The sequence below is a fragment of the Pseudomonas sp. MWU16-30323 genome (assembly GCF_020515595.1).
Taxonomy (GTDB): Bacteria; Pseudomonadota; Gammaproteobacteria; order Pseudomonadales; family Pseudomonadaceae; genus Aquipseudomonas; species Aquipseudomonas yamanorum.
Genome location: NZ_JAIWYM010000045.1, coordinates 1 through 15,108, shown reverse-complemented (window position 1 = coordinate 15,108; position 15,108 = coordinate 1). Strand labels below are relative to the sequence as shown.

General features: G+C 62.7%; 11 protein-coding genes and 1 pseudogene. 5 read left to right on the top strand and 7 right to left on the bottom strand.

Features of this window, described 5'->3' with window-relative positions; genetic code table 11:
• Nucleotides 1-8: 8 nt before the first annotated feature.
• Nucleotides 9-3,104: an efflux RND transporter permease subunit gene (locus LIY45_RS28800; RefSeq protein ID WP_226478411.1), complete on the bottom strand. Its 3,096-nt coding sequence runs from the start codon at nucleotides 3,102-3,104 to the stop codon at nucleotides 9-11.
• A 17-nt stretch (nucleotides 3,105-3,121) separates the two neighbouring features.
• Entirely contained in the window at nucleotides 3,122-4,279 is a 1,158-nt protein-coding gene (locus LIY45_RS28795; RefSeq protein WP_226478410.1) for an efflux RND transporter periplasmic adaptor subunit, read from the bottom strand.
• Nucleotides 4,280-4,584: 305 nt separating this feature from the next.
• Here LIY45_RS28795 and LIY45_RS28790 point away from each other — a divergent pair, with 305 nt between their 5' ends.
• The 4 genes from LIY45_RS28790 (at nucleotide 4,585) to nudC (ending at nucleotide 8,460) form a co-directional block, all read left to right on the top strand.
• Nucleotides 4,585-5,286: a response regulator transcription factor gene (locus LIY45_RS28790; protein WP_003214048.1), complete on the top strand. Its 702-nt coding sequence runs from the start codon at nucleotides 4,585-4,587 to the stop codon at nucleotides 5,284-5,286.
• Between the two features lie 3 nt (nucleotides 5,287-5,289).
• Nucleotides 5,290-6,585, top strand: coding sequence for an ATP-binding protein (locus LIY45_RS28785; RefSeq protein WP_226478409.1), 1,296 nt, complete (start codon nucleotides 5,290-5,292; stop codon nucleotides 6,583-6,585).
• 222 nt (nucleotides 6,586-6,807) lie between these two features.
• Nucleotides 6,808-7,620, top strand: a complete 813-nt coding sequence (locus LIY45_RS28780; protein ID WP_226478408.1) for a crotonase/enoyl-CoA hydratase family protein — start codon at nucleotides 6,808-6,810, stop codon at nucleotides 7,618-7,620.
• Between the two features lie 6 nt (nucleotides 7,621-7,626).
• Nucleotides 7,627-8,460, top strand: a complete 834-nt coding sequence (nudC, locus tag LIY45_RS28775; RefSeq protein WP_008430294.1) for an NAD(+) diphosphatase — start codon at nucleotides 7,627-7,629, stop codon at nucleotides 8,458-8,460.
• Here the strand turns inward: nudC and LIY45_RS28770 are convergent.
• The 3 genes from LIY45_RS28770 to LIY45_RS28760 all read right to left on the bottom strand — a co-directional run bounded on the left by LIY45_RS28770 (nucleotide 8,428) and on the right by LIY45_RS28760 (nucleotide 11,287).
• On the bottom strand, nucleotides 8,428-9,207 hold the full coding sequence (locus tag LIY45_RS28770; RefSeq protein WP_226478407.1) for a TSUP family transporter: 780 nt from the start codon (nucleotides 9,205-9,207) through the stop codon (nucleotides 8,428-8,430). The genes nudC and LIY45_RS28770 overlap by 33 nt on opposite strands.
• A gap of 288 nt (nucleotides 9,208-9,495) precedes the next feature.
• Nucleotides 9,496-10,212 carry a phosphatidylcholine synthase gene (gene pcsA / locus LIY45_RS28765; RefSeq protein ID WP_017477403.1) on the bottom strand — a complete coding sequence of 239 codons (717 nt, stop codon included), beginning with the start codon at nucleotides 10,210-10,212 and terminating at the stop codon, nucleotides 9,496-9,498.
• A gap of 148 nt (nucleotides 10,213-10,360) precedes the next feature.
• Complete coding sequence (locus tag LIY45_RS28760) at nucleotides 10,361-11,287, bottom strand: class I SAM-dependent methyltransferase (protein ID WP_226478406.1); 927 nt, start codon at nucleotides 11,285-11,287, stop codon at nucleotides 10,361-10,363.
• Between the two features lie 191 nt (nucleotides 11,288-11,478).
• Between LIY45_RS28760 and mdeB the strand changes: the two genes are divergently transcribed.
• Complete coding sequence (mdeB, locus tag LIY45_RS28755; protein WP_226478405.1) at nucleotides 11,479-14,157, top strand: alpha-ketoglutarate dehydrogenase; 2,679 nt, start codon at nucleotides 11,479-11,481, stop codon at nucleotides 14,155-14,157.
• Between the two features lie 116 nt (nucleotides 14,158-14,273).
• On the opposite strand, the gene LIY45_RS28750 is transcribed toward mdeB, so the two are convergent.
• Together LIY45_RS28750 and LIY45_RS28745 are read right to left on the bottom strand one after the other, a co-directional pair.
• Nucleotides 14,274-14,768, bottom strand: a complete 495-nt coding sequence (locus tag LIY45_RS28750; RefSeq protein ID WP_226478404.1) for a DUF1289 domain-containing protein — start codon at nucleotides 14,766-14,768, stop codon at nucleotides 14,274-14,276.
• Between the two features lie 180 nt (nucleotides 14,769-14,948).
• A pseudogene (locus tag LIY45_RS28745) lies at nucleotides 14,949-15,108 on the bottom strand (ribonucleotide-diphosphate reductase subunit beta); the annotation flags it as partial.

Genomic DNA, 15,108 nt, shown 5'->3' with positions numbered 1-15,108 from the left:
TAGCGCATTTATGACGTGTGGCGCTTGCGCACCAGCTTCATGACCACTACGAAGAACACCGGCACAAACACCACCGCCAGCGTCGCGGTAATCATCCCGCCGATCACCCCGGTACCAATGGCCTGCTGGCTGGCCGAGCTGGCGCCCGTGGCAATCGCCAACGGCACCACACCGAGGATGAAGGCCAGGGACGTCATGATGATTGGCCGCAGGCGCAAGCGTGCGGCTTTCAACGTGGCGTCGATCAGGTCTTCACCCTGGTCATACAGGTCCTTGGCAAACTCGATGATCAGGATCGCGTTCTTCGCCGACAGGCCAATGATGGTAATCAGGCCGACCTTGAAGAACACATCGTTGGGCATCCCGCGCAAGCTTACGGCCAATACCGCGCCGAGCACGCCGAGGGGTACCACCAGCAGCACCGAGGTCGGAATCGACCAGCTCTCATACAGCGCCGCCAGGCACAGGAACACGATCAGCAGCGACAGGCCGAGCAGCAGCGGTGCCTGGGAACCGGACAAACGCTCCTGCAACGACAGGCCGGTCCATTCCTGGCCGAGGCCCGCAGGCAACTGGCTGACCAGGCGTTGAATTTCTTCCATCGCCTCGCCCGTACTGTGGCCCGGCGCCGATTCACCGGAAATCGCGATGGCCGGGTAACCGTTATAACGCGTCAACTGGGCCGGGCCCTGGATCCAGCGCGCTTCGACAAAGGCCGACAGCGGCACCATCTTCCCGGCGTTGTTGCGCACATGGATCTTCATCAGGTCGGCCACCTGGCTGCGCTGATCACCTTCGGCCTGCACCACCACCCGCTGCATGCGGCCCTGGTTGGGGAAGTCGTTGATATAGGCCGAACCGATGGCCGAAGACAGCACATTGCCGATATCGGCAAAGGAAATGCCCAGGGCGTTGGCTTGCTTGCGGTCCACCTCCAGCTGTACTTGCGGAGCTTCGGCCAGGGCGCTTTCACGCACGTTGGCCAGGATCGGGCTTTTCTCGGCAGCGGCCAGCAGTTCGGTACGGGCCTCCATCAAGGCGGCATGGCCCACGCCACCCCGGTCTTGCAGGCGGAACTCGAAACCACTGGAGGTGCCCAGGCCATCTACCGGCGGTGGCAGGATCGCATAGGCAATCGCGTCCTTCAGCTCGGTAAAGGCCGCGTTGGCACGGTCTGCAATGGCTGCAGCGGAATCCTCGCTGCTGCGTTCCGACCAATCCTTGAGCGTGGTAAACGCCAGCGCGGCGTTCTGCCCCGAGCCGGAGAAGCTGAAGCCCATGATCATCGTGGTATCACCCACGCCCGGCTCGCCGGCGTTGTGTGCCTCGATCTGCTCGGCGACCTGCACCGTGCGGTTCTTGCTCGCACCCGGCGGCAGCTGGATATCGGTAATGGTGTAACCCTGGTCTTCCACTGGCAGGAACGAGGAGGGCAGGCGGGCGAACAACACCCCAAGCCCCACCACCAGCACCAGATAGATCAGCAGGTAACGCCCGCTGCGCTTGAGGGCATAGGCCACCCAGCCTTCATAGCGGTCGGTGAACTGTTCGAAGCGCCGGTTGAACCAGCCGAAAAAGCCGCCTTTCTCATGGTGCTCGCCCTTGGCAATCGGCTTGAGCAAGGTCGCGCACAGGGCCGGGGTCAAGGTCAGGGCGAGGAATGCCGAAAACAGGATCGAAGTGGCCATCGACAACGAGAACTGCTGATAGATCACCCCCACCGAGCCCGGCATGAACGCCATCGGCAGGAACACCGCCACCAGCACCAGCGTGATGCCGACAATCGCCCCGGTAATCTGGCCCATGGCCTTGCGCGTAGCCTCTTTGGGCGACAGGCCCTCGGTGACCATGATCCGCTCGACGTTCTCCACCACCACAATCGCATCGTCCACCAGGATGCCGATGGCCAATACCATGCCGAACATGGTCAGCACGTTGATCGAGAAACCCAGCAACAGCATCGTCGCAAAGGTGCCCATCAGCGCGATGGGCACTACCAGCGTCGGGATCAATGTGTAGCGGATGTTTTGCAGGAACAGGAACATCACCGCAAACACCAGCAACATCGCTTCGCCCAGGGTGTACACCACCTTGGTGATGGAGACCTTCACGAACGGCGAAGTGTCGTACGGGATCTTGTACTCAACGTTGGCCGGGAAGTAGCGCGCCAGTTCGTCCATCTTCGCCCGCACTAAAGTCGCGGTGCTCAAGGCGTTGGCGCCCGGCGACAGCTGCACGCTGACGGCGGTGGACGGCTTGCCGTTCAGGCGGGTGGAGAACTGGTATTCCTGGCTGCCGATTTCCACCCGTGCCACGTCACCGACGCGCACGGTGGAACCGTCCGGATTGGCCTTGAGCACGATGTCGGCAAATTCAGCCGGGGTCGACAGCTGGCCTTTCACCAGGATCGACGCGGTGATTTCCTGAGTCTTGGTGCCCGGCAAATCACCGATGCTGCCCGCTGATACCTGGGCGTTCTGCGCCGATATGGCCGCGTTGACGTCGGCCGGGGTCAGGTTGAAGCCGATCAGCTTCTGCGGGTCGATCCAGATTCGCATTGCGCGCTCGGCGCCGTACAGTTGGGCCTTGCCCACACCGTCCAGGCGCTTGAGTTCGTTCATCACGTTGCGCGCCAGGTAATCGCTGAGCGCTACGTCATCGAGCTTGCCGTCGCTGGAGGTGAGGGTGACCAGCAGCAGGAAGCCGGCGGAGACCTTCTCCACCTGCAAGCCTTGCTGTGTCACTGCTTGGGGCAGGCGCGGCTCCACGGCCTTGAGACGGTTCTGCACATCGACCTGGGCCATTTCCGGGTCGGTGCCCGGCTGGAAGGTCGCGGTGATGGTGGCCGAACCGAGGCTGCTCTGGGATTCGAAATACAGCAGGTGATCGGCACCGTTAAGCTCCTGCTCGATCAGGCTGACCACGCTTTCGTCCAGGGTCTGCGCGGAGGCGCCCGGGTACACGGCGTAGATCTCGACTTTCGGCGGCGCGACGTTGGGGTACTGCGCCACCGGCAACTGCGGGATGGCGAGGGCGCCGGCCAGCAGGATAAACAGGGCGACCACCCAGGCGAAGATCGGGCGGTCAATAAAGAACTGCGGCATTGTGAACGATTCCTTTCTTACTGGCCGGATGCCTGGGCGATGGGCGCGGGGCTGTCGTCAACCTGGACTTTCTCGCCAGGGCGGGCGTGTTGCAGGCCTTCGACGACGATACGGTCACCGGCCTTGAGGCCGCTGGTCACCACCCAGCGGTCATTGACCACCGAACCCAGTTCTACCGGCTGCTGGCTCACGGTTTGCTCGGCGTCCAGCAGCAACACCATCGGGATCCCGGCGCTGTCGCGGGTGATCGCCCGTTGCGGCACGCTGATGCCTTGCTGGTCGACGGCTTGCTCCAGGCGTACGCGGATAAAGCTGCCGGGCAGCAGGTCGAGGTCTGGGTTGGGGAACTCGCTGCGCAAGATGATCTGCCCGGTGCCCGGGTCGACGCTGATCTCGGCGAACAGCAACTTGCCCGGCAGCGGGTACAGGCTGCCGTCATCCTGGATCAGCGTGGCCTTGGCCTGGTCCTGGCCGACTTGCTTCAAGTGCCCGGCGCGAAAGGCCCGGCGCAGGTCGTTCAGCTCGCGGGTGGATTGGGTCAGGTCGGCGTGGATCGGGTCCAGTTGCTGGATCAGCGCCATCGGCGTGGCCTCGTTCTGGCCCACCAGGGCGCCTTCGGTCACCAGCGCGCGGCCGATGCGCCCGGAAATCGGCGCGGTGACGGTGGCATAGCCCAGGTTCAACTTGGCTCGCTGTACGGCGGCCTGGTTGGCGGCCACATCGGCTGCGGTCTGCCGGGCAGCGGCGCGGGCGTTGTCGTATTCCTGGCCGCTGATGGCGTTGCCTTCCACCAGTTGGCTGTAGCGCTGCTCTTGCAGGCGCGCCTGGAACGCATTGGCCTCGGCCTTGCGCAGGCTGGCCTGGGCGCTGTCGAGGTCGGCCTTGAACGGCGCCGGGTCAATCCGGAACAGCACATCGCCCTGTTTCACGTCGTGACCTTCCTTGAACACCTGTTGCAACACCACGCCGGCCACCCGGGCGCGCACTTCGGCGATGCGCGGTGCGGCAATGCGCCCGCTCAGCTCGCTGGTGATGGACAGGGGCTTGGCTTCAAGGGTTTCGATCCGCACCTTGGCCAGCGGTGCCTCGGCGGCTTCGTCCGCCGACTTGCCACACGCGCTCAGCGCCAGTGTCAGGGCCAACAGGCAAAACGGCGCAAACAGATTCTTCGACATGCTCATATCCCAATATTGACTGGCGCATCCTACGGTCGCCCCCGCCACAGTGCTGTGAAGCTCTGTAGGTGGTGTGTGAAGAAATGTAAGGTGCGGCCCACAGATGCACGCGGGCGTATATCCTTCATAACCGCCGAACCTTACACGATCTTCCTGACACCGAAGATCAAATGTGGGAGCGGGCTTGCTCGCGAAAGCGGTGTGTCAGCCGCCGTATGCGTTAACTGAAACACCGCTTTCGCGAGCAAGCCCGCTCCCACATTGGATTTGCGTACTACTCAGAAATTGTATTATTTGGAAATACCATGCCCAACATTCTTCTGGTGGAAGACGACGCCGCGCTCTCCGAATTAATCGCCAGTTATCTGGAACGCAACGGCTATCACGTCAGTGTGCTCAGCCGTGGCGACCATGTGCGTGAGCGCGCGCGGCTCAATCCGCCGGACCTGGTGATCCTCGACCTGATGCTGCCGGGCCTCGACGGCCTGCAAGTCTGCCGGTTGCTGCGGGCCGACTCGGCCACGCTGCCGATCCTGATGCTCACCGCCCGGGACGACAGCCACGACCAAGTGCTGGGCCTGGAAATGGGCGCCGACGACTACGTCACCAAACCCTGCGAGCCCCGGGTATTGCTGGCCCGTGTACGGACCCTGCTGCGCCGCAGCAGCCTCACCGAACCCCAGGTGGCCAACGACCAGATCCTGATGGGCAACCTGTGCATCGACTTGTCGGAACGCACCGTGACCTGGCGCGACCAGCCGGTTGAGCTGTCCAGCGGTGAATACAACCTGCTGGTGGTACTGGCCCGGCACGCCGGCGAAGTGCTCAGCCGCGACCAGATCCTGCAGCGCCTGCGAGGCATCGAATTCAACGGCACCGACCGCTCGGTGGACGTGGCGATCTCCAAGCTGCGACGCAAGTTCGACGACCACGCAGGCGAGGCGCGCAAGATCAAGACCGTGTGGGGCAAGGGCTACCTGTTCAGCCGTTCCGAGTGGGAATGCTGAGCCATGTTTCGTGTCCTGATTCGGCTGTACCTGATCACCATCGTCACCTTCGCCGCCGCGATCTACCTGGTTCCGCGGGCGGTGATCCAGCTGTTTGAACACCGTTACATGAGCTACAACATCGAGCAGTCCCGGGGAATGCAAAGCCTGATCGTCAAGGAATACCAGCGGGTGCCGGTGGAGCAGTGGGCCAATGTCACCGTGCGCCTGTCGGCGGATTTTGCCCCGCTCAAGGTGCAACTGCTGCGCATCCAGGACGCCAGCTACACCCCGGAAGAACAGCGCCTGCTGGAAAAGGACCAGATGGTGGTGCGCCTGGGGGAGTGGGGCTGGGCGGACGACGTCAGCTCGCCCCTGGACGACCAACTGGTGGTCAAGGTCTCGGTCCCGCCGGACCCGCTGGACATGAACCTGTTGTACTGGAGCATGAACGTGCTGATCGGCGCGGCGCTGCTGGCGTGCCTGTTGTTCTGGCTACGGCCCCACTGGCGCGACCTTGAACGCCTGAAAAGTACTGCTGCGCAACTGGGTCAGGGCGACCTTGCGGCACGCACAAAAATCCCCCCCAGCTCCAACATCGGCAGCCTGGCGGCGGTGTTCGACACCATGGCCAACGACATCGAACAGTTGCTCAATCAACAGCGTGACTTGCTCAATGCGGTCTCCCATGAACTGCGTACGCCACTGACCCGCCTGGACTTCGGCCTGGCCCTGGCGCTGTCCGACGACCTCCCTGCGGCCAGCCGCGAACGCCTGCAAGGGCTGGTGGCGCACATTCGTGAGCTGGACGAGCTGGTGCTGGAGCTGCTGTCTTACAGCCGCCTGCAAAACCCGGCGCAAACACCCGAGCAGGTGGAAGTGGTGCTGGATGAGTTCATCGACAGCATCCTGGGCAGCGTCGACGACGAGCTGGAAAACCCCGATATCGTGATGGATGTGGTGCTGGATTGCGCGGTGGAGCGCTTCACCCTGGACCCGCGCCTGACCGCCCGGGCCCTGCAAAACCTGCTGCGCAACGCCATGCGCTATTGCGAGCGGCGGATTCAGGTGGGCGTGAAGGTGTGCCCCAAGGGCTGTGAGATCTGGGTGGACGATGACGGCATTGGTATTCCGGTGGATCAGCGGGAGCGGATCTTCGAACCGTTCTACCGGCTGGACCGCAGCCGTGACCGCGCCACTGGAGGGTTTGGGCTGGGCTTGGCCATCAGCCGGCGGGCGCTGGAGGCCCAGGGCGGAACATTGACGGCCCAGGCTTCGCCGTTGGGCGGCGCCCGGTTCCGCCTCTGGCTACCGAGCTGAAGAACACCACAAAACCATGTGGGAGCTGGCTTGCCTGCGATAGCGGTGGGTCAGCTTGCATCGTTGTTGACTGATACACCGCCATCGCAGGCAAGCCAGCTCCCACCTGTGATCCTCATCGGTCTTCAGTCCCGCTTTTGGCGCATGCACAGCCTTACCCGCCGTCACACACCCTTGATATAGTTCGGCCCTTATTCCAGTCGCCAGTCAAGGATCACTGCCATGTCCGAATACCAAGCCTTTGTCGTCGAACTCAGCGGCAACGTCGCCCATGTGCAGCTTAACCGCCCGGAAAAGATCAACGCCATGAACGCAGCGTTCTGGACCGAGATCATCGACATCTTCCAATGGGTCGAAGACACCGACGCCGTGCGTGCGGTGGTCATCAGTGGTGCCGGCAAGCATTTCTCCTCCGGTATCGACCTGATGATGCTGGCCTCGGTGGCCAACGAATTCGGCAAGGACGTAGGCCGTAATGCACGTCTGTTGCGACGCAAGATCCTCGAACTGCAAGCTTCCTTCAACGCTATCGACACCTGCCGCAAGCCGGTACTCGCGGCGATCCACGGCTACTGCATCGGTGGCGCCATCGACCTGATCAGCGCCTGTGACATGCGCTATGCCGCCGAAGACGCGCAATTCTCCATCAAGGAAATCGACATCGGCATGGCCGCCGACGTCGGCACCCTGCAACGCCTGCCGCGCATCGTCGGCGACGGCATGCTCCGTGAGCTGGCCTACACCGGCCGCCCGTTCGGTGCCGAAGAGGCCCGCAGCATCGGCCTGGTGAATCGCGTGTACAGCGATCACCAGAGCCTGCTGGCCGGCGTGATGGACATCGCCCGGGAAATTGCCGCCAAATCCCCGATCGCGATCACCGGCACCAAGGCGATGATCAGCTACATGCGTGACCACACGATCAATGACGGCCTGGAATACGTTGCCACCTGGAACTCAGCTATGTTGCAATCCAACGACCTGCGCGTGGCCATCGCGGCCCATATGAGCAAGCAGAAACCCGACTTCGTGGATTGACTGAACATGACCCCAGGCTGGATTACCACAACGCTGCTGGACAACGACGCCCCGGGCGGCTGGGCCGTGGCCCGCAGCCGTGAAGGCTTTTTACACGACCAGAACGGCCCGCTGTTTCCCCGGGAATGGCTCAAGCGCCAGGACCTCTCGGTGTTTGCCGAGCACGGCATCGGCCATCTGGACGGCGAGCCGGTGTACCTGCTGGAACTCAATAGCCCCGCCGATGTACCGGGTTGCGGCTGGCAGGGCCTGCGGGCGTTCATGCTGCAAGGCGACCACACGCTGTACAAAGTCCTCGGCTACGCCGCACAAATCGGCACCTGGGCCCGTGAACACCGGTTTTGCGGCAGTTGCGGCCAGGCGATGGTGCAGGTGCCACGGGAGCGGGCGATGTTCTGCCAGGCCTGTGACCTGCGCAGCTACCCGCGTATCTCGCCGAGCATGATCGTGCTTGTGACCCGTGGCGACGAGATCCTGCTGGCCCGTTCGCCGCGCTTTGTCACGGGCGTCTACAGCACCCTGGCGGGGTTTGCCGAGCCAGGTGAGTCGGCCGAGGACTGCCTGATTCGCGAAGTGCGTGAAGAAGTGCAGGTGGAGGTCAAGAACATCCAGTACATGGGCAGCCAGTGCTGGCCGTTCCCGCACTCGATGATGCTGGGCTTTCACGCCGAGTACGCCGGCGGCGACATCGTGCCCCAGGCCGACGAGATCGAAGACGCGCAGTGGTTCAACATCCATGAGCTGCCGCCGTTGCCGGCGTCACGCTCGATTGCGCGCTACCTGATCGACCTCTACCTGGCCCGTCGTTTAGGCCACGCTGAACCAGTGCTGCCAGGCTAGGCGCACCGTCAGGCCGAGCACCACGGTGATGAACACCGGGCGAATGAACTTGGCGCCGCCGCTGATGGCGCTGCGTGCGCCAAAGAACGCGCCGCACATCACCGAAACGCCCATGCACAGGCCGACAATCCAGTCCACCGAGCCATTGAAAATGAACACCGTCAGCGCCGCCGCGTTGCTGACGAAGTTCATGCTGCGCGCCACGCCGCTGGCCTTTACCAGGTCGATGGGGTGCAACAGCATGGTGCTCACCGTCCAGAACGCCCCGGTGCCGGGGCCGGCCACGCCATCGTAGAAACCCAGGCCGAAGCCCTGGGTGGATTGCCATTTCTTCTTGATCGGCGCGTCGTTATCCAGCGCCGCCTTGGGCGTGCCGCCGAACAGCAAATACAAACCACAGCCGAACACAATCACCGGGAGCATCTTGTTCAGGGTTTCGGCGGGCAGGTAATGGGCGACGACGGCGCCGGTGAGTGCGCCGACCAGGGTGCCGACGATGGCATGCACCCACTGGCGCGGATGAAACAGCTTGCGCCGGTAGAAGGTAAAGCTGGCGGTGGCCGAGCCGAAGGTGGAGCTGAGTTTGTTGGTGCCCAGCACCAGGTGCGGCGGCATGCCGGCAGTCAGCAGGGCAGGCGTGGTGAGCAGGCCGCCACCGCCGGCGATGGCGTCGATGAAGCCGGCGATAAAGGCAACCCCGGCGAGGATCGCCAGGGTGGTGAGGTCAACGCTGAGTTCGAAAGGCATGGGCAAGACTTAGTCGGCAAGGCGCAGCAAGGGCTGCGCGAAAGGCCGGTATCTTACCGATTAGCGTGGGGGCCTGCGACTATGATCGTTCCCACGCTCTGCGTGGGAATGCCGCCTTGGACGCTCTGCGTCCTGCTGTCGCAAGGGTGACGCAGAGCGTCACGGGATGCATTCCCAATGTGGGAGCGGGCTTGCTCGCGAATGCGGTGGATCAGCCACTCTATCCGGTGACTGACACTGCGCATTCGCGAGCAAGCCCGCTCCCACATTTCAACCGTGCCCGCTTGGCTATTTATGTGTTTCGACCCACTCCAGTGCGGTCCGCCAGAAGCAAATCCCCAGGAAGTACGCCGACATCAGCAACCACAGGCCCAGGGTCAGGCGATTGGTGTACGGGAAGTCGATCACCAGCAGCAGGCTGCACAGCAACCAGATGGTGGTCACGGCGATATTGAGCGGCATGAAGCGCTTGACCCGGAACGGGTGCAGGAACTTCATTGGGGTCACGGTCAACAGCGCCAGCACGATCACCGTCAGCAAGGTGATCCAGGCCGCTGGCTGGATGATGTAGACGCACAGCGCAACCACGTTCCAGGCCGCAGGGAAGCCCTGGAAGTAGTTGTCCTTGCTCTTCATGTTGACGTTGCAGAAGCAGAACAGCGACGACACCAGAATCACCGACACCGTAAACAACGGGGTGAAGTCCGGCAGGGCGATATAGCGATAGATAAACAGCGCCGGAATAAACACGTACGTCAGGTAATCAATCACCAGGTCCAATACCGAGCCATCGAAGCTTGGCAGCACCGTTTGCACGTTCACCCGTCGCGCGAGTGAACCGTCGACCCCGTCGACGATCAAGGCCAGGCCCAGCCACAGCAGGCACGCCTTGGGCTGGTTGTCGAGCAGTGCCAGGGTGGCCAGGAAAGCCAGTACTACGCCGGTCGCGGTAAAACCGTGGGCGCCCCAGGCCTTGAGACGGGCTACATGCAGGGTCGATATCACAGGGGCGTTCTCCAAAAGGTGAAACAGGGCAGCCGACGGGGTAACACCGTCGAATCTGGCCAGAGTGTGCAGGTATCGACCGGGAAGGGTGGGATAAGGTTCACCACCCGGCGTAGGTTAAGCGTAGCAAGTGTGGGACGTTTCGGCATCAGCCTTGGCGAAACACCAGCGCTTTTAATCCGCTCTGCGGGTCGATATCGGGAAATTCCGGCGGGTTTTCCAGCCGCTGCTCAAAGCGCAGGCCCGGCGCTTCGCGGGTTACGCCGTCGATCAGGAAGTCTTCGCCGAACGCCGGGTCGTTCATGCACGCCAGCACTGTGCCCTGGGCCGTGAGCAAGTCCGGCAGGCGACGCAGCACCCGCTGGTAGTCCTTGGTCAGCAGGAAGCTGCCTTTCTGGAACGAGGGCGGATCGATGATCACCAGGTCGTACGGGCCGCTGTGGGTGACCTTGGCCCAGGACTTGAACAGGTCGTGGCCGAGGAAGGTCACCTTGCTCAGGTCATGACCGTTCAGGCGGTGATTATCGCGACCACGGCTCAGTGCGCCACGGGCCATGTCCAGGTTCACCACATGCTCGGCGCCGCCTTCGATGGCCGCCACGGAAAACCCGCAAGTGTAGGCAAACAGGTTCAGCACCCGCAGGCCCTGCGCCTGTTCACGCACCCAGTTGCGGCCATAACGCATGTCGAGGAACAGCCCGCTGTTCTGCTTTTTGCCCAGGTCTATCAGGTAGCGCAGGCCGCCTTCGGTGATGGTCAGTTCGTCGACCACCTCGCCAAACAGCCATTCGGTGGTGCTGTGCGGCAGGTAACGGTGTTGCAGCGCCACGGTATGGGCGCCGAACGACGGCCAGTCGATCTGCACCAGCATCTGCTTCAACGCTTCAAGCTCCGCGGCTTCTGGCTCCTTGAACAGCGAGACCAGCACCACACCTTGCAGCCAGTCCACCGTCAGTTGTTCCAGGCCCGGCCAGCAGCGGCCACGCCCGTGGAACAGGCGCCGGGTTTCGGCGGGGACGGTTTGCAGTGCGTTCAGCAAATGGGTGTGCAGGGTGGCGAGTGCGTCTGGGTTCATCGGGCAGCGTCGGTCATTGAGCGGGCGGCATTTTAAACACAATTGCGGGGTTTTCGGGGCTTCAAGCACAACGTGCTTTGAATTGGTCGATTGGCAGTGATTTGTGCTCAAAAGGCCGTGAGAGGCTGCGTATAACAGTCAAAAAATCCCCTGGCACCGACATAAACTGGAAAAAAAGCCCGGAGGTGCCCATGAACGGTTTCGCGAGTGCAGTGAATCAGACAGCGATGGACCAGGAAGAACTGGCCGAATGGCGCGATGCCCTGGCTTCCCTGGTGGCCAACGCTGGGCCGGTGCGGGCACGGGAGATCCTCGACATGCTGGCGGATGCCGGCGGCTCGCCGCACATCGCCTGGAAACCCCGGCATGGCACGCCCTATATCAATAGCATCGCCGTGGAGCAGCAACCGCCGTTCCCCGGCGACCTGGCCACCGAAGAGCGTCTGGCCTCGGTGGTGCGCTGGAACGCCCTGGCCATGGTGGTACGCGCCAACCAGGCCTATGGCGAGTTGGGCGGGCATATCGCCAGCTACGCCAGTGCGGCAGATTTGTTCGAGGTAGGCTTCAACCACTTTTTCCGTGCCCGCAACGGTAGTTTCGGCGGCGACCTGGTGTTCTACCAGCCGCACTCTGCCCCCGGCATCTATGCCCGCGCCTTCCTTGAAGGGCGCCTGAGCGAAACCGACCTGGCCCACTATCGCCAGGAAATCGGCGCCGGCAAAGCGGGCGCCCGTGGCCTGTCCAGCTATCCCCATCCGTGGTTGATGCCGGACTTCTGGCAATTTCCCACCGGTTCCATGGGCATTGGCCCCATCAGCTCGATTTTCCAGGCGCGGTTTATGCGCTACCTGCAGCATCGCGGCTTGCAGGACACCACCGACCGCCACGTATGGGGTGTATTTGGCGATGGCGAGATGGACGAGCCGGAAAGCATGTCGGCTCTGACCCTGGCCGCCCGTGAAGGCCTGGATAACCTGACCTGGGTGGTCAACTGCAACCTGCAACGGCTCGACGGCCCGGTGCGGGGCAACGGGCGAATTATCGACGAGTTGGAAGCCTTGTTCGCCGGTGCCGGCTGGAACGTGATCAAGCTGGTCTGGGGCTCGGACTGGGATGCCTTGCTGGCCAAGGACACCGACGGCTCGCTGGTGCGCACCTTGTCGCAGACCGTGGACGGCCAGTTCCAGACCTTCGCCGCCAAGGACGGCGCCTACAACCGCGAACACTTCTTCGGCCAAAGCGAGGCGCTGTCCAAACTGGTTGAAGGCATGAGCGACGAGCAGATCGACCGCCTCAAGCGCGGTGGCCATGACATGGTCAAGATCCACGCCGCCTATCACGCCGCACGCCGGGTCACTGGCAAGCCGACGGTAATCCTGGCCCAGACCAAAAAGGGCTTCGGCATGGGTGAAGCCGGGCAGGGCAAGATGACCACTCACCAGCAGAAGAAGCTCGACCGCGAGGCGTTGATCGCCTTCCGCAACCGCTTCCAGTTGCCGCTGACGGATGAGCAGACCGAGTCCCTGAGCTTCTACAAGCCGGCCGAAGACAGCCTCGAAATGCGTTACCTGCACCAGCGCCGTGCCACCCTCGGCGGGTATGTGCCGAGCCGTGGCCAGCAGGCGCCTGCGGTGAGCGTTCCGCCAGTGTCGGGCTACGGCGCGTTTGCCACCCAGGCGGACGGCAAGGAAATGTCCACCACCATGGCCTTTGTGCGCATGCTCACCAACCTGCTCAAGGACAAGGCCCTCGGCCCGCGCATCGTGCCCATCGTCGCGGATGAAGCGCGCACCTTCGGCATGGCCAACCTGTTCAAGCAGATCGGCATCTATTCCAGTGTCGGCCAGCGCTACGAGCCGGAAGACATTGGCTCGATCCTCAGCTACCGCGAAGCCACCGACGGGCAGATCCTCGAAGAAGGCATCAGCGAAGCCAGCGCCATCAGCTCCTGGGTCGCGGCGGCCACCAGTTACTCGGTGCATGGCCTGAGGATGCTGCCGTTTTACATCTACTACTCGATGTTCGGTTTCCAGCGCGTTGGGGACCTGATCTGGGCCGCCGCCGACCAGCGTGCCCGTGGCTTCCTGCTGGGGGCTACCGCCGGGCGCACCACCCTGGGCGGCGAAGGCTTGCAGCACCAGGACGGTAGCAGCCACCTGACCGCCGCCACCGTGCCCAATTGCCGGGCCTACGACCCGGCCTTTGCTGGCGAATTTGCGGTGATCCTCGACCACGGCATGCGCCAGATGCTGGAGCACGATGTGGACGAGTTCTACTACGTGACCCTGATGAACGAAAACTACCCGCAGCCGAGCCTGCCGGAAGGTGTCGAAGCGGCGATCATCAAAGGCATGTACCGGCTCAGCGGACAGCCCGGCGGCAAGGTCCGCCTGCTGGGCTCCGGCACATTGGTGCGCGAAGCCCAGGCAGCGGCGCAATTGCTGGCGGACGATTGGCAGATTGAAGCTGAAGTCTTCAGTGTCACCAGCTTCAGCGAACTGGCTCGGGACGCCCGGGAAGTGGAGCGCTGGAATCGCCTGCATCCGCAACAGCCGGCGCGGCACAGCCATCTGGCGGAGTGTTTGCCCAAGGGCGCGCCGGTGGTGGCGGTGTCGGACTATGTGCGGGCAGTGCCGCAGATGATGGGGTCGTACGTGGACTCTGCGTACACCGTGCTGGGGACGGATGGTTTTGGTCGCAGCGATACCCGGGCGGCATTGCGGGATTTCTTCGAGGTGGACCGCTATCACATAGTGCTGGCGGCACTGACAGCGTTGGTGGAGCAGGGGCGTCTGGAGCGGGGAGTGTGTCAGCAGGCGATCGAGCGGTACGCGTTGCAGACGGAGCGGGATGCGTCCTGGGAGTGCTGACACAACAAGAACCGTGGCGAGGGAGCTTGCTCCCGCTGGGCTGCGAAGCGGCCCCAAAAGATGGGCCTGCTGCGCAGTCCAACGGGAGCAAGCTCCCTCGCCACATGAGTCGGTGTTTATCCCAAAGTACTGGCGATCAACGGCGTCCCAAACGATTCCCGCAGAAACCCCGGCGCGATATACCGCTCGTAATGCGCCTCGGACAACAGAAAAAACTCCCGATCAATCGCATCCCGCAAATCCGCCAGACTTCGCTCGCGAAACTCCGGCAACAGCGCCAACCCATACGCATCCAGCTTCGAAATCACCCGCGCGCCCCGGGCAATCAACTGGTACGCCCAGCAATACGGCGACTGGTGAGGCACAAACCGGATCTTGCGGTCTTCCAGTTGCTGGCGCAGACGCTGCGGGTCCAGCACCTGCAGCTTGCTGGTCATCACTTGCACCAGCAGGTGTTCCAGGCGCAACCATACCGCCTGTTTCTCCTCGGCGTTGTAGCCGTTCCACTGAATCACTTCATGGTGATAACGCTTGCAACCCCGGCACACCAGGTCTCCGTAAACGGTGGAACACAGGCCGACGCAGGGTGTCTTGATGGTTTGATTGGGCATAAAAATTAATGTGCAACGTCTTGTAGAACACAGCGGAACCAATGTGGGGGCGGCGGTGCGACGATTCGACTTGCTCGCGAATGCGGTGAAACAGTCAATGCATCCGGCGACTGACACTCTGCATTCGCGAGCAAGTCGAATCGTCGCACCGCCGCCCCCACATTTGATTTGTGTCTTTAATCAGTCCCAGCTCAGCGCGCCGCCGGTCTGGTACTCGATCACGCGGGTCTCAAAGAAATTCTTCTCTTTCTTCAAGTCCATGATCTCGCTCATCCACGGGAACGGGTTGGTCGTCCCTGGATACTCTTCCTTCAACCCAATCTGCGACAGACGACGGTTG